The sequence below is a fragment of the Phytobacter sp. SCO41 genome (assembly GCF_003073275.1).
Classification (GTDB): Bacteria; Pseudomonadota; Gammaproteobacteria; order Enterobacterales; family Enterobacteriaceae; genus Phytobacter; species Phytobacter diazotrophicus.
On record NZ_CP027225.1, the window covers coordinates 3,195,164 to 3,216,090 of the forward strand.

Annotated in this window: 16 protein-coding genes; 12 read left to right on the plus strand and 4 right to left on the minus strand. The window is 56.2% G+C overall.

The window, feature by feature from the left end; all coding sequences use genetic code 11:
• The first annotated feature begins 168 nt into the window (after positions 1-168).
• The 5 genes from C5523_RS15425 to C5523_RS15445 all read left to right on the plus strand — a co-directional run bounded on the left by C5523_RS15425 (position 169) and on the right by C5523_RS15445 (position 7,370).
• On the plus strand, positions 169-1,680 hold the full coding sequence (locus C5523_RS15425) for an anion permease (RefSeq protein ID WP_039079340.1): 1,512 nt from the start codon (positions 169-171) through the stop codon (positions 1,678-1,680).
• A 90-nt stretch (positions 1,681-1,770) separates the two neighbouring features.
• Complete coding sequence (fumA, locus tag C5523_RS15430; RefSeq protein ID WP_108701455.1) at positions 1,771-3,420, plus strand: class I fumarate hydratase FumA; 1,650 nt, start codon at positions 1,771-1,773, stop codon at positions 3,418-3,420.
• A gap of 215 nt (positions 3,421-3,635) precedes the next feature.
• Positions 3,636-4,574 carry an AEC family transporter gene (locus C5523_RS15435; protein ID WP_047370704.1) on the plus strand — a complete coding sequence of 313 codons (939 nt, stop codon included), beginning with the start codon at positions 3,636-3,638 and terminating at the stop codon, positions 4,572-4,574.
• Positions 4,575-4,758: 184 nt separating this feature from the next.
• A complete protein-coding gene (locus C5523_RS15440; RefSeq protein ID WP_108701456.1) occupies positions 4,759-6,444 on the plus strand; it encodes an NAD-dependent malic enzyme in 1,686 nt (561 codons plus the stop codon).
• A gap of 173 nt (positions 6,445-6,617) precedes the next feature.
• Positions 6,618-7,370 (plus strand): alpha/beta fold hydrolase, encoded by a 753-nt coding sequence (locus C5523_RS15445; RefSeq protein WP_039079344.1) that lies wholly within the window; start codon positions 6,618-6,620, stop codon positions 7,368-7,370.
• A 3-nt stretch (positions 7,371-7,373) separates the two neighbouring features.
• On the opposite strand, the gene dhaR is transcribed toward C5523_RS15445, so the two are convergent.
• A complete protein-coding gene (gene dhaR, locus C5523_RS15450; protein WP_108701457.1) occupies positions 7,374-9,296 on the minus strand; it encodes a dihydroxyacetone kinase operon transcriptional regulator DhaR in 1,923 nt (640 codons plus the stop codon).
• Between the two features lie 460 nt (positions 9,297-9,756).
• Here dhaR and dhaK point away from each other — a divergent pair, with 460 nt between their 5' ends.
• The 3 genes from dhaK to dhaM are packed head-to-tail and all read left to right on the plus strand — an operon-like array spanning position 9,757 to position 12,901.
• Positions 9,757-10,827 carry a dihydroxyacetone kinase subunit DhaK gene (gene dhaK, locus C5523_RS15455; RefSeq protein WP_039079346.1) on the plus strand — a complete coding sequence of 357 codons (1,071 nt, stop codon included), beginning with the start codon at positions 9,757-9,759 and terminating at the stop codon, positions 10,825-10,827.
• A gap of 10 nt (positions 10,828-10,837) precedes the next feature.
• The gene (gene dhaL, locus C5523_RS15460) at positions 10,838-11,470 is read left to right on the plus strand and encodes a dihydroxyacetone kinase subunit DhaL (RefSeq protein WP_108701458.1); all 633 of its coding nucleotides are present in this window, start codon (positions 10,838-10,840) and stop codon (positions 11,468-11,470) included.
• A 15-nt stretch (positions 11,471-11,485) separates the two neighbouring features.
• On the plus strand, positions 11,486-12,901 hold the full coding sequence (dhaM, locus tag C5523_RS15465; protein ID WP_108701459.1) for a dihydroxyacetone kinase phosphoryl donor subunit DhaM: 1,416 nt from the start codon (positions 11,486-11,488) through the stop codon (positions 12,899-12,901).
• Positions 12,902-13,008: 107 nt separating this feature from the next.
• On the opposite strand, the gene C5523_RS15470 is transcribed toward dhaM, so the two are convergent.
• Positions 13,009-13,389 (minus strand): helix-turn-helix domain-containing protein, encoded by a 381-nt coding sequence (locus C5523_RS15470; RefSeq protein WP_108701460.1) that lies wholly within the window; start codon positions 13,387-13,389, stop codon positions 13,009-13,011.
• A gap of 249 nt (positions 13,390-13,638) precedes the next feature.
• Here C5523_RS15470 and C5523_RS15475 point away from each other — a divergent pair, with 249 nt between their 5' ends.
• On the plus strand, positions 13,639-14,067 hold the full coding sequence (locus C5523_RS15475) for a DoxX family protein (RefSeq protein ID WP_039079350.1): 429 nt from the start codon (positions 13,639-13,641) through the stop codon (positions 14,065-14,067).
• A 24-nt stretch (positions 14,068-14,091) separates the two neighbouring features.
• Positions 14,092-14,640: a flavodoxin family protein gene (locus tag C5523_RS15480; RefSeq protein WP_071194842.1), complete on the plus strand. Its 549-nt coding sequence runs from the start codon at positions 14,092-14,094 to the stop codon at positions 14,638-14,640.
• Between the two features lie 57 nt (positions 14,641-14,697).
• Here C5523_RS15480 and C5523_RS15485 read toward each other — a convergent pair whose 3' ends face one another.
• Positions 14,698-15,477: an acetoin reductase gene (locus tag C5523_RS15485; protein ID WP_039079352.1), complete on the minus strand. Its 780-nt coding sequence runs from the start codon at positions 15,475-15,477 to the stop codon at positions 14,698-14,700.
• 207 nt (positions 15,478-15,684) lie between these two features.
• Between C5523_RS15485 and C5523_RS15490 the strand changes: the two genes are divergently transcribed.
• The gene (locus C5523_RS15490; RefSeq protein WP_108701461.1) at positions 15,685-18,438 is read left to right on the plus strand and encodes a LuxR C-terminal-related transcriptional regulator; all 2,754 of its coding nucleotides are present in this window, start codon (positions 15,685-15,687) and stop codon (positions 18,436-18,438) included.
• Between the two features lie 50 nt (positions 18,439-18,488).
• Here the strand turns inward: C5523_RS15490 and C5523_RS15495 are convergent, their stop codons facing one another.
• On the minus strand, positions 18,489-19,841 hold the full coding sequence (locus tag C5523_RS15495) for an MFS transporter (RefSeq protein WP_103245667.1): 1,353 nt from the start codon (positions 19,839-19,841) through the stop codon (positions 18,489-18,491).
• A 128-nt stretch (positions 19,842-19,969) separates the two neighbouring features.
• Here C5523_RS15495 and C5523_RS15500 point away from each other — a divergent pair, with 128 nt between their 5' ends.
• Positions 19,970-20,866 (plus strand): LysR substrate-binding domain-containing protein, encoded by an 897-nt coding sequence (locus tag C5523_RS15500; RefSeq protein ID WP_071194839.1) that lies wholly within the window; start codon positions 19,970-19,972, stop codon positions 20,864-20,866.
• Positions 20,867-20,927 lie beyond the last annotated feature (61 nt).

Consider the following 20,927-nt stretch of genomic DNA (forward strand, 5'->3'; position numbering starts at 1 on the left):
GAAACAGACCCAATTTTTAATTCCTCGCAAAGCTTATTGCGGGAAACACCCATTTATTTAACGTGCCAGAGTTGAATTTAATAAGTAAAAAAAGTTTTGTAACTAAAGTCATTAAATTCCCATTGTCTGGCGTGAAAACAGAATCCTTATCAACCTTAGAACGCTATTATGAACGAGAAATCATCCGCTTTAGCACCGTCACAGGTGAGTAGTAAAAAGAGTGGTAACCAGAGCAAGCTATTGATGCTGGCGCTACCGGTTATTGTCGCAGTACTCCTGCTGTTCGTACCTGTTCCGCAAGGTCTGCCGCCGTTCGCATGGCACTATTTCGCCATCTTCGTGGGTGTGATCGTCGGGCTTATCTTTGAGCCCCTGCCTGGCGCGGTTATCGGTATGACCGGTGTTGTCGTGATTGCGCTGTGCAGCCAGTGGCTGCTGTTCAGCCCTGAACAACTGGTGGATCCTAAATTCAAACTCGCCGCACAGTCCTTTAAGTGGGCGGTCAGCGGTTTTAGCAACTCCACCGTGTGGCTTATCTTCGGCGCCTTTATGTTTGCCGCCGGTTACGATAAAACCCGCTTTGGCCGCCGCCTGGCGCTGATTCTGGTGAAATATCTGGGCCGTCGCAGCCTGACACTCGGCTACGCCATTACCTTCGCCGATCTGTTGCTGGCGCCGTTCACACCGTCGAATACCGCGCGCAGTGGCGGCACCATTTTCCCGATTATCGCCAACCTGCCGCCGCTGTACGGCTCAAAACCCAACGATCCGAGCGCACGTAAAATTGGCTCCTATCTGATGTGGGTGGCGATCACCGCCGCCTGTATTACCAGCTCAATGTTCCTGTCCGCGCTGGCGCCAAACCTGCTTTCACTGGCACTGGTGAAAAGCATTACCGGGCTCGACATCTCCTGGGGGACCTGGTTCCTGGCCTTCCTGCCGCTGGGTATTCTGCTGATTTTGACCATGCCGCTGCTGGCCTACTGGTTCTACCCGCCGGAAGTAAAAGTGAACGATGAAGTGCCGCTGTGGGCCAGTCGTGAGCTGGAAAAACTGGGTAAACTGTCGCGCAACGAAATCCTGCTGTTGGTGTTCGTCTGCTCCGCGTTGGTGATGTGGATCTTTGCCGCCAACTGGCTGGAACCGGCCCTCGCCGCACTGCTTATTATCGTGCTGATGTTATGGACCGGCGTGCTGGAGTGGAACGACATCACCAGCAACAAAGCCGCATGGAACACCTTCGTCTGGTTTGCCACTCTGGTGGCGCTGGCAGATGGCCTCTCCTCCACCGGGTTTATCGCATGGCTGGGTAAAGAAGGCGGTTCGCTGATGGGCAATGTCTCACCGGGCGTGGCGACCATTGTTCTGCTGCTGGCGTTTTATCTGCTGCACTACCTGTTCGCCAGTACCACGGCGCACACCACCGCCCTGCTGCCCGCCATGTTGACCATCGCGTCAACCATTCCGGGGATGAACATGCAAGTGTTCGTGCTGGTGATGGTTACCTCGCTGGGCGTGATGGGGATTATCACCCCTTACGGTACTGGTCCGAGCCCGATTTACTACGGTAGCGGCTACCTGCCCACCAAAGACTACTGGCGTCTGGGGACCATTTTCGGTGCCATCTTCCTGGCCGCCCTGCTGCTGATTGGTTATCCGTGGATTTCCATGATGTTCTGATTCCTCGCCGCCGGACACGCTCCGGCGGCGTTTTTTTGTCGCTGCCGCATGGATGTATGCGGCTCTAACCTTACAAAAAGCGAGAGAGCTATGTCGACGAAACCGTTTTACTATCAGGATCCCTTCCCGCTGGCGCATGACGATACGGAATATTATCTCCTCAGCCGCGAGCATGTTTCTGTTGCCGAGTTTGAGGGGCAGCAGATACTGAAAGTTGAGCCGCAGGCACTCACCCTGCTGGCGCAACAGGCCTTCCACGACGCCGCCTTTATGCTGCGTCAGGCGCACCAGCAGCAGGTAGCCACTATTCTGACCGACCCGGATGCCAGCGAAAACGACAAGTACGTGGCGCTGCAATTCCTGCGTAACTCTGAGATTGCCGCCAAAGGCGTGTTGCCGACCTGCCAGGATACCGGCACGGCGATCATTATTGGTAAAAAAGGCCAGCGCGTGTGGACCGGCGGTGGTGATGAAGCGGCGCTGACGCGCGGCGTCTATAACACCTATACCGAAGATAACCTGCGCTACTCGCAAAATGCGGCGCTGGATATGTACAAAGAGGTGAATACCGGCACCAACCTGCCCGCACAGATTGATCTCTACAGCGTCGATGGCGACGAGTACAAGTTCCTGTGTATGGCGAAAGGCGGTGGTTCGGCGAACAAAACCTACCTTTACCAGGAAACCAAAGCGCTGATCACCCCGGCGAAGCTGAAAAAATACCTGGTGGAAAAAATGCGTACCCTCGGTACTGCCGCCTGTCCGCCGTACCATATCGCCTTCGTGATTGGCGGCACATCTGCGGAATCCACCCTGAAAACGGTCAAACTCGCCTCCACCCATTACTATGACGAACTGCCGACCGAAGGCAATGAACATGGTCAGGCGTTCCGCGATACGCAACTGGAAGCAGAATTGATGATCGAGGCGCAAAATCTTGGCCTCGGCGCGCAGTTCGGCGGGAAATACTTCGCTCATGATATCCGGGTGATTCGCCTGCCGCGCCACGGCGCCTCCTGCCCGGTGGGCATGGGCGTCTCCTGCTCAGCAGATCGCAATATCAAAGCCAAAATTAACCGCGACGGTATCTGGATTGAAAAACTGGAGTCGAATCCGGGCAGATTCATTCCGCAGGCACTGCGCGAAGCGGGCGAAGGCGATGCGGTAAAAGTCGACCTCAATCAACCGATGGCTGACATTCTTAAACAACTGTCACAGCACCCGGTCTCCACCCGCCTCTCCCTCTCCGGCACGATCATCGTCGCCCGCGACATCGCCCATGCGAAATTACAGGAGATCATCGACCGTGGCGAAGAACTGCCGCAGTATGTGAAAGATCATCCGATTTATTACGCAGGCCCGGCGAAAACACCGGAAGGCTATGCCTCAGGCTCCCTCGGCCCGACCACTGCCGGACGCATGGACTCTTATGTCGATCAGTTGCAGGCGCAGGGTGCAAGCATGGTGATGCTGGCAAAAGGCAACCGCAGCCAGCAGGTGACCGATGCCTGCCATAAACACGGCGGCTTTTACCTCGGCAGCATTGGCGGCCCGGCGGCGGTACTGGCGCAGCAGAGTATTAAAAGCCTTGAGTGTGTGGCCTACCCGGAGCTGGGAATGGAGGCTATCTGGAAAATCGAGGTGGAAGACTTCCCGGCCTTCATTCTGGTTGATGATAAAGGCAATGACTTTTTCCAGCAGATCCAGAATAAACAATGCGCTAACTGTGCAATGAAATAATTATCTTACGCAGGCCGGTATTTTCCGGCTTGCGATTTTCCGCAAAAGCAATATTATTAGCACATCATCTCCCCTCACTAATTAAACTAAAGTAAGCATTCTGTAATTATTTAAAGCGGAGTGAGTGTGACTAACGTCACTCACTATTACAGAAGAGACAGCTAAATTATCCACTGTCAGTACCCTTATAATAAAACATTGGCACAGGATAATTTATGCAATCAATTTTACTTCAATCTTTGTTCCCTTTAGTTTTCATCATGGTATTAGGTTGGTTGAGCGGAAAATTAGGCTATACCAAACGTGAAGATGCCAATGTCATGGCATCTGTGGTTATCCGTTTCGCTCTACCTTTTCATCTTTTTATTGGCGCATTAAATACTGACCCGGAGAAAATACAGAATCTGTCATTTATGGCAGTGCTGGTTATTGGTTTGATGGGGTCTTATTTATTTACCCTGCTTGTGTCCCGTTTTGTGTTTCGTCACGATATTAAGACCAGCGCCATACAATCACTGGTCTGCGCCTTCCCGGATATGGCCTATTTTGGCGCGCCGGTACTGGCGGTATTAATCGGCCCGGAAGGCTTTTTAGGCGTGCTGATTGGCAACGTGGTGACCAGCGTATTTATGATCCCGCTGACCATTGTCCTTATCCGTATGGGCGATAAAAACCACACCGAAGACCTGAACCCGGTGAAAATGGTGTTGCAAAATCTGTGGAAAGCGGCGCGTAACCCTATCGTCTGGATCCCGGTAACCGGTATTCTGCTGAGCCTGGCGGGCGTGAAGTTGCCGCATCTGCTCAGCTCTCCGATTGAGATGGTAGGCAAAATCGCCGGTGGCTTATCGCTCTTCGCACTCGGTCTGCTGTTTTACGGCGAGCGCCCTTCTTTCAACATTCAGACCTGTACCAATATTGGTATTAAAAATTTAATTCAGCCGATCATGATGGCCGTTGCCGGCTTAGCGTTCGGCCTGAATCATACGCTGATGCAGCAAGTCGTGATTATTGGTGCCACCCCTTCGGCTATTGCCGCCGGGATGTTTGCCCTGCGCAGTGATACTTATGTCGAATCGGCGTCATCGTCCATATTATTAGGAACGGCGCTGGGCGTTATAACCGAAGGGTTCATGATATATTTGGTTTCATAAATCAAGTATCAACAGATGTTATTTAACTAATTAAAGTTTTAATAAATTAAACAAACCCAAAGTCAGCGCCATGTGCGATTAGAATGGCATGGCGTAACTTCATCAACACCAGGCGACCTCATTAATAGCGGCAATACGTTGCCGTTTTTGCAGGCAAGGTATGTGTTTATTCAGGAGTCGTAACATGTTAAAAAAAGAGATGCTGTACACGCCCTATACTGGCGCGGTATTGCTGGAAACCCCATTATTAAATAAAGGACTGGCGTTTACCCAGGAAGAGCGCCAGGCACTCAATTTAAATGGATTGCTCCCTGACACGGTAGAAACTATTAAAGAACAAACCGACCGGGCATGGGCGCAGTTTTGCGATTTCAAACGTGATATTTCAAAACATGTTTATTTGCGCAATATTCAGGACACCAACGAGACATTATTTTATAACCTGGTGCGCACCCATTTAAGCGAAATGCTGCCGATCATTTATACCCCGACAGTGGGCGAAGCCTGCGAGCATTTCTCCGACATCTATCGCCGGGCCCGTGGCCTGTTTATCTCCTGGCCGAACCGCCACCAGATTGATGAGATGCTGCAACAATTTTCACGTAACGATATCCGCGTCATTGTGGTGACAGACGGTGAGCGCATTCTGGGCCTCGGCGACCAGGGCGTGGGCGGAATGGGGATTCCCATTGGCAAACTCTCCCTCTATACCGCCTGCGGCGGCATCAACCCGGCTACTACCCTGCCTATCATGCTTGACGTTGGCACCAACAATGCCCAACGCCTGGACGACCCGCTCTATATGGGCTGGCGGCATCCGCGTATTAGCGATGATCAGTACATGGAATTTATGGACATGTTCATCGATGCCGTCAAAGCCCGCTGGCCGGATGTCCTCTTACAGTTCGAAGATTTCGCCCAGAAGAACGCGACGAAATTGCTCAACCGCTACCGGGATAAACTGTGCTGCTTCAATGATGACATTCAGGGCACCGCCGCCGTTACGCTGGGCACCCTGATCGCCGCCTCGCGTACCGCAGGCGTCAATTTACAGGATCAGCGGATCGTCTTTTTAGGCGGTGGCTCCGCAGGCTGCGGCATTGCGGAAAAAATCATTGCTTATATGGTCTCAACAGGCTTAAGCGAAGCCCAGGCGCGCGGCCGCGTCTTTATGGTCGACCGCTTTGGCCTGCTGACGGACGACATGCCGAATCTGCTCGATTTCCAGCAAAAACTGGTGACCCCGCGCGAGGCTATCGCCCACTGGGATGTGGAGCAGAACAATATCTCTCTGCTGGATGTGGTGCGTAACGCCCACCCGACGGTCATGATCGGCGTTTCCGGTCAGCCGGGCCTGTTCAGCGAAGAAATCGTCAAAGAGATGTACAGCCACTGTCCGCGCCCGATCATTATGCCGCTCTCCAACCCGACCTCCCGGGCGGAAGCGCAGCCGCGTGACCTGATTGAATGGACCCAGGGCGCGGCGCTGATTGCCACCGGCAGCCCGTTTGCGCCGGTGCATTACGATGGCGCGGTCTACGAGATTGCTCAGTGCAACAACGCCTACATTTTCCCGGGGCTGGGGCTTGGGATCCTCGCCGGTAACGCTAAGCGGGTAACGGAAAATATGTTAATGGCCGCAAGCCAGGCGCTGGCCGCCCATTCACCGCAGGCCACCCTGGAGCGCGGCGGCCTGTTACCGGCAGTGGAAGATATTGGTGAGATTTCACGCGCCATTGCGTTAGCCACTGCGCGTGCGGCTCAGCAGGATGGCGTTGCCCCGCAGGCCAGCGACGACGAACTGCATGCGGCAATCGAGAAAACCTTCTGGGAAGCGCAATACGCTCCCTATAAACGCGCATCGTTCTAAACCCGCGCAGTCAGGGGAAAGGATCTCCCCTGCTTTCAGGCCGTAGACCGTGAGTAAACATGGCGGGTTTTATAATTTTTGACATAACCTAAACGGAGGACAATGATAGCGGTCTCATGCTATTGCGTGGATGCTGTCGGCGCGCGCAAAAACGTCATCACAAGGAAAAACCGATGAACGCATTTTTCTCTACCCAGGCCGGTTGTGTTGTCCGCTGGTTAGATCTCCCCGGCGACGGTGTGCCGCTGGTCTTTGTGCACGGCCTTGGCTGCGCCTCCTCTTACGAGTACCCCCGCGTGGTCTGCGATAAAAACTTCCAGGGCCGACGCGCCATCCTGATTGACCTGCCAGGTTACGGCTATAGCGAGAAACCAAAAGAATTTCGCTACTCCATCAGCGAACAAGCCGCTGTTGTCTGCGAACTGATCGCCCATTTACAGCTCGATGATTACTTCCTGTATGGACACAGCATGGGGGGCAGTATTGCCATCGAAGCCGCAACCCAACTTAGCGGTTTACGTGGTCTGATAGTCTCGGAGCCCAACTTCCGCCCCGATGGGGGATTTTTTAGCCGCCAGATTTGTCGGGTCGATGAAGAGACTTATATTACCCATGTCTATGCGCTCATGATGAACAACTATAAAAACCCCTGGACCGGAAGTTTATCGGCCGCCGCCCCCTGGGCCGTCTGGCGTGGCGCATCCAGCCTGATTACCGGCAATCAGTGGTTTGAAATGTTTGTTGAACTCAATAAGCCAATCTGCCTGCTGTTTGGCGCAGAATCCCTGCCAGATGCTGATTTTACGCAACTGAGCGCCATGGGTATCGCCACTGTGGAACTGGCCGACTGCGGGCACAATATGTCGTGGGAGAACCCACCCGCCCTTGCCGCCGCGCTGGCCGCGTTCTGCACCGCGCACGAATAGCCCTTAGCGCAGGTGTGCGCGCTTAAACTGGCTGGCGTCAATGTCGTACTGCTTCATCTTGCGCCACAGGGTGGTACGACCAATATTGAGCAATTGCGACATCTCCTGTATTCGCCCGTTGGTCACTCTGGCAGCCTGGATAATGGCCTCTTTTTCAACGGCGGAAAACGTCAGATTGGCAGCCAGTCTGGCGCCCGGTTCCTGCGGCGCACTCCCTTCGTTAAACAACCACTCCGGCAGATGGCTCAGGCGAATATGGCCCTGTTCGCTGCTGATCGCGATATTTTCAATAATGCTGTTGAGCTCAAAATCATTCCCCGGCCAGGAGTAGGCCACCAGCCGGGCCAGCGCATCGTCATCCACCCTAAGCCGCGAGGAAAATCGTCGCTCCAGCCCGCGCAGACGGCTTTGTACCAGGGCAGGAATACTGTCGCGACGTTCCCGCAGGGGCGGGATGACGACCTCAAAGGCGCGCAAAGCATAATAAAGCTGACGGCTAAAGCGGTTTTGCTCCACCAGATTGCCCAAATCGACCGTGGTGGCAGCAATGACTTTGATATCCACCGGCACCAGACGCCTGGCCTCAAGCCGGGTAAGTACCCCTTGCTTGATGACCTGCAATAGCGCGGATTGCAGCTCAGGGGCCAGATACTCGATTTTTTCCAGAAACAGCGTACCGCCATTGGCCAGTTCCAGGCGGCTAAGGCGCCCTTTCTCATTTTCCGTGGCCGCGCTGCCCATAAAATCCAGCCCCAGCGCACTGTCGGCATACAACTGGCAGTTAACGGCGATATACGGCCCCCCGGCGCGTTCGCTCTCATTGTGAATGGCCTGCGACATCAGCTCTTTACCCACCCCCTCTTCCCCATACAGCAGAACAGGAAACGCCCCGCGCGCCGCCTGCCGACCGGCCTGAATCAGTCGGCGGGTTTGCGGATCGTCGGCGGGCATCTGCTCGAAGGTATGGCTGACTTTACCCAACTGGCTGGTCATTAACTGACGCATCTGCTCAACCGGGTGTAGCAGCAAAATAAAGCTATTCCCCTGCTCTTCGACGATGGGTTTGAGGGTCACCACCGCATCAATAAACTGGTGCTGGCTTTCGAACGTCACCTCTGCGTGATTGAGCGCCCGGGCATGTTTAATCGCCCGGCGAAGCAGCGCGGGCAATGTCACCAGATCGCTAATGTTTTTCCCCTGGCTGACCTGGGCGTCGAGAAACAGCATGCGCGCCGCCTGCACATTGAGAAATTGCAGCACCCCCTGCTCATTCCAGGCCATCACGCCGTCATCCATACTCTCCAGCAGGCCGTACATCTGATTCAGATGGCGGTTAGATTCCGCCAGCAAATTGTCCGTCAGGAGCGAGTTGCCAATTTCTCTGGCCGTTGCCAGCGTCAGCGACAGATCCGCCGGGGAAGCATGTTCCGCCCGGCAACACAGCGCAATAGACCCGGACAGCCGACCATGGTTGTCGAATACCGGCGTTGAGCAAAAGGCCCACGGGAACAGCGCCTGTTTGAAATGCTGGCAGCCCAGCGTCTTTACCGGCTGGCCCATCATCGCCGCCAGCGACAGCGCACAACTGCCAATAATACTTTCCGCACAGTAGCTGCCCGGCAGGAAGCCGAACCGGGACAGCGCGTCAAGCGTGTCGGGATGGCCACAGCGACTCAAAATACAGGCAGACTCATCAAGGATAAACAGCGCGCAGGGCCGCCCTTCCATATATTCCAGGGCATCCTCCAGCGCCGCCTGACCAATGGTCAGCAGCCCGGTTTTACGGCGGCTGATCGTCTCAAACGTCAGCCCCTGTGCCTGGTGCGGCGTGCCCCAGGTGTCACGCTGCATGATTTTTTCGCAGCGCTGCCAGGAGTGAGCGATGAAGGTGGCAACCTCCTGTTCTGCCGTTTGATGCTGTGTCATGCGCGGTTCCGTCTGAGTCGGGTAAGGGACGTTATTGTCGCTACAGCCGAAAAAAGAAATCAACGTAAACGTTCCATTATGGAACCTGCGTCAATAACGCTGACCCAGGATGCGATCCGCCTCGCGTTAGCCGCAGCACTGAGTGGCTGGCACTGATCGCTGTTCGGGTTCGCCGATTTTTTGCACAAAATATATTCTGCATCGGAACCGGGGTAAAAAAGGCGGGCATTGCTCGCATTTTCCCCCTTTCTCCGGCAAAAGTGTTCCGTTATGAAACATTTATCCGCAAGGGTGTTTCACTATGAAACCCAATTTTTTGGCATTTTCTTTTTCTCTCGCCAGAGGAGAATCAGCACATCGGCCAGGGAACCCCGCACGACGGGTATCCGCCGCTGATGCCCTACAACATCAGGCCTGCGCGCTGCGGATGGCCTGGCTCACCTCCTGCGGAGTATGAATAATGAAAAAACTGATTAACCGTGTGGAAGATGTATTAAGCGAACAATTAGCAGGCCTGGCAAAAGCGCACCCTGAGCTGACGCTGCACCAGGACCCGGTGTATATGACCCGCGCCGATGCCCCGGTCGCCGGGAAAGTGGCGCTGTTATCCGGCGGCGGCAGCGGTCATGAGCCGATGCACTGCGGCTATATCGGCAAAGGTATGTTAAGCGGTGCCTGCCCTGGCGAGATTTTCACCTCCCCCACGCCGGATAAAATGTTCGAATGCGCCATGAACATTGATGGTGGCGAAGGCGTGCTGTTAATCATCAAAAACTACACGGGCGATATCCTCAATTTCGAAACCGCCGCTGAGCTGCTGCACGACAGCGGCGTGAAGGTCACAACCGTGGTGGTGGATGACGACGTCGCCGTGAAAGACAGTCTCTATACCGCCGGACGCCGTGGGGTGGCAAATACCGTCTTGATTGAAAAACTGGTCGGCGCCGCCGCCGAGCGCGGAGACTCACTGGATGCCTGCGCGCAGTTGGGCCGTAAGCTCAACAATCAGGGGCACTCCATTGGTATCGCCTTAAGCGCCTGTACGGTTCCTGCGGCCGGTCAGCCTTCGTTTACCCTTGCGGACAACGAGATGGAATTTGGCGTGGGTATCCACGGCGAACCGGGGATCGACCGCCGCCCGTTTAGCTCACTTGATACCACTGTCGACGAGATGTTTAACGTGCTGCTGGAAAATGGCAACTACAGCCGCACCCTGCGCGAATGGGATCACACCAGCGGAAGCTGGCAGGAAGTCAAACAGAGCAAACAGGCCCTGCAGCGCGGCGATCGCGTTATTGCGATGGTCAACAACCTGGGCGCAACGCCGCTGTCTGAGCTGTACGGCGTTTACAACCGGCTGGAAACTCGCTGCCAGGAAGCCGGTATTGTCATCGAACGCAACCTGGTCGGTAGCTGGTGTACATCACTGGACATGGGCGGCTTCTCCATTACCTTGCTGAAAGCCGACGACGAGATCCTCGCTTTGTGGGATGCGCCTGTCCATACACCGGCCATGACCTGGGGTAACTAAGGAATTTTTTATGTCGCTGAACAGAAACCAAATTGTTGACTGGCTCTACCGCTGCGGCGAGGTCTTCACCAAAGAGAGTGATTTCCTCACCGGCCTGGACAGGGCCATTGGTGATGCGGACCACGGCCTGAACATGCATCGCGGCTTTAGCAAAGTGGTGGAAAAACTGCCCGCCATTGCAGACAAAGACATCGGCTTTATTCTCAAAAACACCGGTATGGTGCTGCTCTCTAACGTCGGTGGGGCCAGCGGTCCATTGTTTGGCACCTTTTTTCTGCGCGCCGCGCAGGCGACCCAGGCCCATCAAAGCCTGACGCTTGTTGAGCTGCATCAGATGATCCGTGAAGGCGCCGAAGGGGTAATCAGCCGTGGTAAAGCAGAGCCCGGCGACAAAACCATGTGTGACGTCTGGCTGCCCGTCGCGGAATCGCTGGAGCAGGCCATCGCGCAAAACCTGTCCATTCCCGCGGCTCTGGAGGCCGCAAGCCAGGTGGCGGAAAAGGCAGTTCAGTCGACCATCACCATGCAGGCCCGTAAAGGCCGCGCCAGCTATCTGGGCGAACGCAGTATTGGTCATCAGGACCCTGGCGCAACCTCGGTGATGTTTATGGTGCAGATGCTGGCGGCAGCCGCAAAAGCGTAAAAGAAGGAAACGGCGATGGTTAACCTGGTGATTGTTTCTCATAGTGCCCAACTGGGCCAGGGTGTCGGGGAACTGGCCCGGCAGATGTTAACGGGAGATGGCTGCAAGTTAGCCATTGCCGCTGGAATTGACGATCCTGATAATCCGATCGGCACCGATCCAATTAAAGTCATGGAGGCCATTGAGTCGGTGGCCGACACCGATCATGTGCTGGTGATGATGGATATCGGTAGCGCCCTGCTAAGCGCGGAAACCGCCCTGGAACTGCTTGACCCGGACATTGCCGCAAAAGTGCGTCTGTGCGCCGCGCCACTGGTGGAAGGCACCCTGGCCGCCACGGTTAGCGCCGCCACGGGCTCTGACATTGACAAGGTGATTGCCGATGCGCAAAACGCCCTTGAGGCAAAGCGCGTTCAGCTTGGTCTCGACGCCCGGCAGGAAGCGCTCCCACAACCACAAACAGACGATGAGACACACGAAGAGGCGCTCACCGTCGCAGTGACCGTGAACAACCCTAACGGCCTGCACGTTCGCCCGGCATCTCGCCTGGTGGCTGCGCTGGCCGGTTTTGACGCCCGGCTGTTGCTGGAAAAAGAGGGAAAATGTGTCAGGCCGGACAGCATCAACCAAATCGCTCTGCTGCAGGTACGCTGTCACGACACCCTGCGCCTGATTGCCCGTGGCCCGCAGGCAGCGCTGGCGCTGGCGGCCTTTGAACGGCTGGCACAGGAAAATTTCGGGGAAACGCTCACGGCGCAGCAACCTGCGGTAACGCCAGATATTCCAGTCCAGATTAAAGGCCAGGCGTTGCGCTATACCCCTGTCGAACTGCCGCTGGCCCAGGCCACCGTGCGAACACCGGAAGAGGAAATGGCTCGTCTGCGCTGTGCCGTTAAGGACACGCTGGACGATCTGAGCGACCTGATTCGCCTGGCCGAAGAGAAGTTTTCCCCCGAGATCGCCGCCATTTTTGCCGGTCACCAGACCCTGCTTGACGATCAGGAACTGATGGATAGCGCCTGGGAGATGCTGCGGCAGCGAAAATGCACGGCGGAATGGGCGTGGCACAAGATGCTGATGGAACTTAGCAGCCAGTATCGCCATCTGGATGATGCCTATTTGCAGGCACGCTATATCGATATAGAAGATTTACTGCATCGCACACATCTTCATCTGGCACAGGCGCTGGAAAACATCCCGACGCCGCTGCGCCCGAGTATTCTTATCGCAAGCGATCTCTACCCGTCCGTCATGCTGCAACTGGAGAAGAAAAACATCGCCGGGATTGCCCTGCTGCAGGGTAGCCCACACTCTCATAGCGCGATTATCGCCAGGGAAGCCGGGATCCCCGTGCTGTATCAGCAAGTCAGCGCACTGGCTAAAGTGCGCAGCGGTGACGTCCTTACCCTCGACACTGCCCGGCCTCAATAAACTGACGACACTCCCCAGACGGGAGTGTCGTTTTTTAATGCCTGTCTGACAGGTGTGTTCACTGTGTCACATTATTCACGCAATACGTCCAGGCTGTGGATGTCCTGCTAGCTGGCGGGATTGGCCTTATCAAAGGCCGCCTGGGCCGCCAGCATGGCGTCCATATTGTCTTCTACCCACAGTGTCAGAAACGACATGGTGTGCGTCAGCGTTTTGCCTAACGGCGACAAACTGTATTCCACCGTGACAGGCACCGTGGGGAAAATTTTCCGCGAGACAAGCCCGTCACGCTCCAGCTTGCGCAGCGTCTGCGTCAACATTTTCTGCGTAATCCCGCGAATATGTCGTCGCAAATTGTTAAAACGCTGCGGCTCTTTTTCCAGACAGCCCAGAACCAGCAGCGCCCATTTATCGGCCAGCCTTGAGAGCACATCACGCGTCGGGCAGCGATCGTCGTAAACATCGTAAGGTAATTGCAGTTTATTCATAACGATAGTTTCTCTTACAAGGTTTCCTCAGGGAAACTTAGTGGCCTTCAGGTGCCTTCTTTCATGACCACAAGATAATGTGTATAAATCGCTTCAGGTATCTATTGGATACTAAGGCACTCTGAATGACAAAGTATTTATACATACCTTGCTCACCCACTGTGTCGATAAAATAAACCTGCGAATATTTGACCACCTTTCGCGCAATAACGCGGCAATCCGTGGTGCAACAAAATAAGAGATGACATCGTGTTGAATAAATTTGATGAAGCGTTTACCCGGTACACCAGGCATCCTGATTTTGGCCGATTACTGCTTCGGTTAACGTTCGGCATTTTAATGCTTTTTCATGGCGTTGCCAAAGTGAACCACGGCGTAGACTGGATTTCCGCGATGCTTGAAGCAAAGGGGTTACCCGGATTTATCGCCCAGGGTGTTTATATCGGGGAAATTGTTGCGCCCGTGCTGATCATTATTGGCTGGTTAACCCGCCCTGCCGCTTTTATTTATGCCTTTAACATTGTGGTGGCAACATTGCTGGTGGGTACAGATAAATTCTTTACCCTGACCAAAGTCGGGGCATGGGGACTTGAAAGTGAAGCACTCTATTTCCTCGGCGGCCTGTGCATTATGTTTCTTGGCGCCGGGAAATACAGTCTGTCTGGTAATAAAGAATAATCATTCACCATTGAGGGACTACCTATGAGTATCGTTGTTGTCTATTTTTCTGGCTACGGCCACACCTCCCTGGTTGCGGAAAATGTTGCTGCCGGCGCCAGTGCTGAGCTGATTGCTATTAATGAAAATGGCGAAATCACAGAAAGCGACTGGCAAAAGTTAAACGACGCGAAGGCGATTATTTTTGGCGCGCCGACGTACATGGGCGGCGTACCGTGGCAATTTAAAAAGTTCGCTGATGCCACCTCTAAAGCGTGGTTTACCCGTAGCTGGCAGGATAAAATTTTTGCGGGTTTCAGCAACAGCGCCAGCCTGAACGGTGACAAACAGGTGACGTTGCAGTACCTGCAAACCCTGGCGTCTCAGCACGGCGGTGTGTGGGTGAGCCTTGGCTTGCCGCCGGCGAATACGCTGGCCGCGTCGCGTGAAGATCTGAACAACTTGGGCGGTTCTGTGGGCCTGCTGGTGCAGTCTCCGTCCGATGCGGGCGCGGATAAAATCCCGTCTGGCGACCTTGCCACAGCGACTAAATTTGGCGAACGTGTTGCGGCGATTACCGCGCGCTTTAACTGATTTGGCGCACGCATAAAAAAGGGCAGCCTGCTGCCCTTTTTCCATATCAAAACAGGCTTAACGGTAAACAATACCGCCATCAATCAGAATCGACTGGCCGGTGACATAGTCAGAATCCGGGCCTGCCAGGTAAGAGACCAGGCTTGCCACATCATCCGGGGTTTCCGCGCGTCCCAGCGCAATCCCTTCGACATATTTCTTATACGTTTCACCCACCGGTGCGCCTGTGATCGCCGCGAAACGCTGGTCGATTTCGGTCCACATCCCGGTGCCCACAATCCCCGGACAGTAAGCATTCACCGTAATACCACGGCTGGCATACTCTTTTGCCGCCGCCTGCGTCAGCGCACGGACGGCGAATTTGGTCGCCGAATAAATGCCTAACATCGCAAAACCGTCATGGCCGGCAATAGAACAGGCGTTAATAATTTTGCCTTTCTGCTTACGCTCTTCGAATTTTTTCGCCGCGGCCTGAATCCCCCAGAGGGTACCCTGCACGTTAATCCGCATAATGCGATCCACCTCTTCCGGGGTGACATCGGAGAGCGGTTGTACCTGCGCGATACCGGCGTTGTTAACGATGATGTCAAAACCACCCAGTTCGCGTTCCGTCTGGGCGATAGCCGCATAGACCTGTTCACGATCGGAGATATCGGCCACGAACGTCGCGGCTTTGCGCCCTAAGGCTCTGACCTCAGCGGCGACGGCTTCCAGCGCTTCTGCCTTCATATCCACCAGCATGATTGCTGCGCCGTCTTTAGCCAGACGCAACGCAATGCCTCGCCCAATCCCTTGACCGGCACCGGTTACCAGCGCGACTTTATTTTCGATAGCCATACTTTCTTCACCTCATCCTGACAAAAAACACTGCCTTAGCCACGGCAGCAGACTGGGCTTACACTACCGCCCGCCCGAGGCGTGGCCTACCCCCTCTGATGGGGGGGTGAGCACGCGAAGTGACGAGTCGCCCGGGTGTGATGCTGGTTCCGCCCTGCCTCCTTGAGTACACTCGGGGGAAAGAGAACAGAACGAGGTTGCGGTTGTATGGCATTTTTGTCCCCCACAGGTCACCTGCCCACAGAGAACGTTGACGAAGAACCTTTCCGATTTACACGCAACCTCCCGCTGATCCTCACAAAACTCACGCCGCCGCGTACCCCTGGCGTCGTGCTGCAACGCGACCGTCTTCTAACGCGGCTGGACAACGCCGCCTCCGGTAGCCTGACGCTGGTCTGCGCGGCTGCCGGGTTTGGCAAAACCACGCTGCTTTCCCAGTGGTACCAACACCGTCAGGCACAGGGCGATGCGCTGGCCTGGCTCAGTCTGGAAGAAGAAGACAGCACGCCATTACTCTTTATGCGCTACCTGCTGGCAGCGCTGAGCCCGCTCTATCCGGGCTGGAGCGATACCTTCCAGCGATACCCGGAAGGGGCGCATCCTGGCGATTTTTCACTGTTTCTGGCAGAACTGGTCAATCAGCTTCACCACTGTTCACACCCGCTCTATCTGATTATCGATGATTACCAGAGCATCCGAAGCCGCGAAATCCATGATGGGCTAACCTGGCTGCTCCACCATGCCCCGGCGTCGTTACATCTGGTTATCGGCAGTCGCAACCGCCTGCCTCTGGTGCTCAGCCGCCTGCGGCTTTGGGAGCAGTACACGGAAATCGAAGACAGTGAATTGCGCTTTAACGATGCCGAAGCCCAGGCCTACTTCGCCCGGTCGGTAACGCCACCGGTTAATACGCGCGATATCCCGCAACTGATGACACTGACAGAAGGCTGGGTCGCAGGGATGAAAATTGCCGCCCTCTCTCCGCGCAGGCATGACGCGATGCCCGGCATTGGGGGAGTACTCAGTGGCGGTTCGCGCTCAATCAGTCGCTACCTTGAAGAGGTCATTTTCGCACCGCTGCCTGCCAGCGTGCTCCACTTCCTGATGCTGACCTCGCTGCTGAATCGTCTGCATCCGGCGTTGTGTGATGCGGTGACGGGGTTAAATAACGGCAAAGAGATGCTCGCCTGGATTGAGCAACACAATCTGTTTCTTAGCGCCCTGGATGAAGCGGGATTCTGGTTTCGCTACCATCCGCTGATGCGCGATGCCCTCTCCCAACGCCTGCAACAGGATGCCACCATCGACATTCGCCAGCTTCACGAGCGCGCGGGTAACTGGTTCGCCGCCCAGCAGCTCTGGGCAGAAGCGATACGCCATGCGCTGGCGGCCGGGAAGTCGCTCGCCCGACACGCAGAAGCCGGGGCACAATCGCTGGCGGAAGAAGGCGATATCGACACGATGGTGCGCTGGATCCACCATCTGCCCGCCACGCCCGATCCTTCGCGCATTGAACTACAGCTTAATCTGGCCTGGGCGCTGGCGCACCATTGCCGCTTTAGCGACGCCCGCCAGTTGCTTGATGCCATTGAGGCGATGGTGGCGACACGCGCAGAGCATCTTCCACGGTCAACGTGGGTAAAGCAGCGCGTGGTGCGCGCCATTTGTGAGGCCTTCGCCGATAATATTTCCGGCAGTCTGCCGCTGGTTGAACCGTTGCTGAATGAGGTGCCCTGCGGGGATATCTGGGTGGATGGGCTGGTCTGCAACATCCTCAGTTATTGCCATCTCGCCCTTGCCCACCCGCAGCGAGCGCTGGAGGTGCAGCAGCACGTTTCCGGCAACCGGGCCACCAACCGCAACCTGTTTGTTGAGGTCTACCGGGTCTTTGTGCTGGCACTCGGTCAGTTGCGTCAGGGGGACCTGCAAGAAGCCGAACGCCAGGCCATCCAGGCGTTGCACCATGCGGAGCACCATACCGGACAAAATTCCAGTAGTGGCGCCACGCTGGCCCCGCTGCTGGCCGAAATCGCCTGGGAGCGCGGCGACAGCGAACGGGTCAACAGTTTGCTGAACCTGCGTCTGGGTATGATTGATGATTTTTGCCCCTCGGATGGTCTTAGCCTGTGCTACGTGGTGCTTGCGCGTCAGGCGCAGTTGAATGCGCAACCTGATGAGGCCATGACACTCTTACGCCATGCCGGGCAACTGTGTAGAGACCGCGGCTGGTGGCGTGCGCGCATTGCGCTGCTTGCCGAAGAAATCACCCTCCACCTGAATACCGGCAAGAAAGATAACGCCCGCAGGCAGTTCGCCTTACTCCAGCAACTGGCGAGCGAGCCAAGGGCGGTAGAAAATAGGGTTGTCGGCTGGCACAGAGGGATCTGCGAAAGCCGCCTGTTACTGGCCGAAGGCGATGCGCTGACGGCGGCGGCGACGCTGACTCCCGTGATAAATGAGCAGGAGCGCTGTGGTGAATGGCTGGCGGCAACGCGCTTGCGCATCCAGCAGGCCGTGGCCTTCTGGCAAGCCGGTGACGAGAAACAGGCTATGGCGGCGTGCGTTCCGGCACTCCCGCGCGCCGTCGCGCAAAACATGCAGCGCACGCTGCTCGATGGCGGGTCGCCTTTACTGGCCCTGCTCAGCCGGTTGCGTGAACAGTCCCAGTTCGATACGGCATTAACCGCCGTCATCGCCAGCGCCGGGGCGATGCTGATGTCCGGGGGAATTCCCCCCCTGGCGACACACGAAGCCGCGACGCAGGGGCTACGGTTGACCGAACGCGAGCAGCAAATCTTACAGCTCATCGCCGAAGGACACTCCAATAAAGGCATCGCCCGCACGCTTGGCATCTCGGTTGAGACCGTCAAGTGGCACCTTAAGCAGTTGTATGAAAAGCTGGCGGTGAGCGGACGTATTCAGGCGGTGAACCGGGCGAGAAAATTGGGTTTAATGGGTTAGCGAGTTTTCGCCTGCCCTGTGTGACAGGCGAAGAACACATTAGTCACCGGTTACGCCGACCGACGAGCGCAAAATGCCACACACATTCCCACCAGCGCGGCCCCACTCAGCCACTGGAACACCAGACGCCACGCCTCCAGTGACGGATGCGCCCCCAACAGCACAGTGATAATTGCCAGCATCATCGCCCCGGCGGTGTACTGAGTGGTGACCATCAGCGCACTGGCCCGCCCCTGTAGCGCCACAGGCGTGGCCGTCAGCCCGATGGCAAACATCGCCGGATAAATCAACCCGTGTCCCAGGCCACTCAGCGCAATACCGAGCATAAAGGCAAGCGAAAACGGCACAGTGAGCGTCGTCGACAGCAGCCACAGCCCCAGCCCCGCAGCAGCAAACCCAACGGTTAACACCCCCGCGCTGGAAAAGCGTACGCTCAGGCGGGTATAGAGACCGTTGCCAGCCACAATCAACACTGCCAGCGGGGTAAACAACAGCCCGGTCACCACCGCCCCCAGCGCCAGTGTCTGCTGCCAGAACAGCGTCATGGCATAGAACTGGCTACCGACGCTTGCCATATAGCAGGCGCTACTGAGCCAGCCGCTTTGCAGCCCCGGTAACGTGCGAAGCCGTTCCGACAACAGCGGCCTGGCGGCAAAGCGCTCATGTACGATAAACAGCACCAGCATGCCCAGCGCCAGACGGTTTGCCAGAAAATCAGGCTGCCCGGTTTCGGCGTAGCGCATCAGCGCCCAGACGACCGCCCCGGCAGTGGCACAGCCTGCCAGCGCCCCAAACCCTCCAGGCTGTTTCTCTCCTTCGCTTCTCAACAGCGGAAAGTCCCGGCTAACCCGCCAGAGCGCCAGCAGCCCTGGTGGCAGATTGATAAAAAAGATAGCCCGCCAGTTTAACTCGGCCAGCAGCCCACCCAGCATTACGCCTGCCACCAGCCCGAGCGCGCCAATCGCACTCCAGATAGCCAGCGCCCGGCGATGGGCTTCGCCGTGAAAACGCTGCGCCATCAGCGCCAGTACCGCCGGTTGCAGGAGTGCTGCCGCAACGCCCTGACCCGCACGAGCGGTTAACAGTAGCGCGGCGCTCTGCGCCAGCCCACCGATGACGGACGCGAATAAAAACAGCCCCATCCCGATGGTAAATATCCGCCGGGCCCCCAGACGATCGCAGAGGCTTCCCCCCAGCAGCAGCAGCCCGGCAAAAATGAGCCCATAGATGGAAACAACCCATTGCATTTCACCAGCCGTGAGCGCCAAATCCTGCGCCAGCGTGGGCAGCGCCACGTAAACAATGGCGTAATCCAGCGCAATCAGCGCCTGGGCAATGCCCGGTACCAGCAGAGGAAGAGAACGCGATGTTTGTGGCGTTGTCGTCAGATTAATGTGCGTCATCAGGCTTCCTGTTCGTTGAATAATGATGAATAATCCTCATGGATTGCTTGCTCTTCATACAGGCTACGCCTTATTGATTGACGCAATCAAAGTCATAGTTTTCAGCCAAAGATGAGTTAAATTCATCCATGAAATTACGTCGTCTGCCACCGCTTGGCGCGATCCGCGCTTTTGATGCTGTTGCCCGCCACGCCAGTTTTAAACTGGCCGCCGAGGAAATTGGCGTCACCTCCACGGCTATCAGCCACCAGATTCGTCAACTGGAAGAGACCCTCGGCCAGCGCTTGTTTACCCGTTCCGCCCGCGCGGTAACGCTCACCGCCAGCGGCGAGATCCTTTTTCGCGCCTCGGAGAATATGTTCACCACCCTGCGCGAGGCCGTCACGCTTATCGAGGCCGGTGCCCCGCCCGATGCGCTGACGCTCAGCACCACCTCGAATTTCCTGACCAACTGGCTGGTGCCGCGCCTGCCGCTTTTGCACCGCCAGCTCCCGGACCTGGAACTGCGCTTTCACAGCAGCACCAGCCTGGTGGATGTGCGCGGCGCGATGGCCGACTGCGCCATTCGCTACAGCATGCAGGCGGACGCGTCGCTGGAAAGCACGTTACTCTGGCGGGATCGTTTTGTGCTGGTCGCCAGCCCGGCTATAAAGCTGCAAAGCCCGCAGGATCTGGCCGGACTCACGCTTTTTCACATCGAAAACCGCCATGTGCCAACGCCGGAACCGGACTGGCACCACTGGAAAGAGACGTTTGGCCCGGCGGATTTAGCCGTGCAGACGGGGATCCGTTTTGATGATGAGACACACGCGATTCAGGCGGCGATTGCCGGACAGGGCGTGTTACTGGCAAGCGAACTGCTAATCCAGTATCCGCTGGCACAAGGGCTACTGCATATTGCCCTGCCGGGGGCGCTTCCCGGCGGCAATTACTATTTTGTCACCAGCATGGAAAAAGCTAACCGCCGCGATGTGCAACAGTTCAAACAGTGGCTTATCAAGGCTTTTGATGACGTGACGTTGTAACAAAAAGGCGAGAAACACGCGCTGTGACCAGGTGAAAACGTAAGCGGTCCACCCTGGGTTT

What these genes read in the sequence shown, in the direction of transcription:
- dhaL (WP_108701458.1), top strand. Translation starts at nt 10,838, where the DNA reads ATGTCGCTGAACAGAAACCAAATTGTTGACTGGCTCTACCGCTGCGGC.
- C5523_RS15440 (WP_108701456.1), top strand. Translation starts at nt 4,759, where the DNA reads ATGTTAAAAAAAGAGATGCTGTACACGCCCTATACTGGCGCGGTATTG.
- C5523_RS15445 (WP_039079344.1), top strand. Translation starts at nt 6,618, where the DNA reads ATGAACGCATTTTTCTCTACCCAGGCCGGTTGTGTTGTCCGCTGGTTA.
- dhaR (WP_108701457.1), bottom strand. Translation starts at nt 9,296, where the DNA reads ATGACACAGCATCAAACGGCAGAACAGGAGGTTGCCACCTTCATCGCT.
- dhaM (WP_108701459.1), top strand. Translation starts at nt 11,486, where the DNA reads ATGGTTAACCTGGTGATTGTTTCTCATAGTGCCCAACTGGGCCAGGGT.
- dhaK (WP_039079346.1), top strand. Translation starts at nt 9,757, where the DNA reads ATGAAAAAACTGATTAACCGTGTGGAAGATGTATTAAGCGAACAATTA.
- C5523_RS15435 (WP_047370704.1), top strand. Translation starts at nt 3,636, where the DNA reads ATGCAATCAATTTTACTTCAATCTTTGTTCCCTTTAGTTTTCATCATG.
- C5523_RS15490 (WP_108701461.1), top strand. Translation starts at nt 15,685, where the DNA reads ATGGCATTTTTGTCCCCCACAGGTCACCTGCCCACAGAGAACGTTGAC.
- C5523_RS15480 (WP_071194842.1), top strand. Translation starts at nt 14,092, where the DNA reads ATGAGTATCGTTGTTGTCTATTTTTCTGGCTACGGCCACACCTCCCTG.
- C5523_RS15500 (WP_071194839.1), top strand. Translation starts at nt 19,970, where the DNA reads ATGAAATTACGTCGTCTGCCACCGCTTGGCGCGATCCGCGCTTTTGAT.
- C5523_RS15470 (WP_108701460.1), bottom strand. Translation starts at nt 13,389, where the DNA reads ATGAATAAACTGCAATTACCTTACGATGTTTACGACGATCGCTGCCCG.
- fumA (WP_108701455.1), top strand. Translation starts at nt 1,771, where the DNA reads ATGTCGACGAAACCGTTTTACTATCAGGATCCCTTCCCGCTGGCGCAT.
- C5523_RS15485 (WP_039079352.1), bottom strand. Translation starts at nt 15,477, where the DNA reads ATGGCTATCGAAAATAAAGTCGCGCTGGTAACCGGTGCCGGTCAAGGG.
- C5523_RS15495 (WP_103245667.1), bottom strand. Translation starts at nt 19,841, where the DNA reads ATGACGCACATTAATCTGACGACAACGCCACAAACATCGCGTTCTCTT.
- C5523_RS15425 (WP_039079340.1), top strand. Translation starts at nt 169, where the DNA reads ATGAACGAGAAATCATCCGCTTTAGCACCGTCACAGGTGAGTAGTAAA.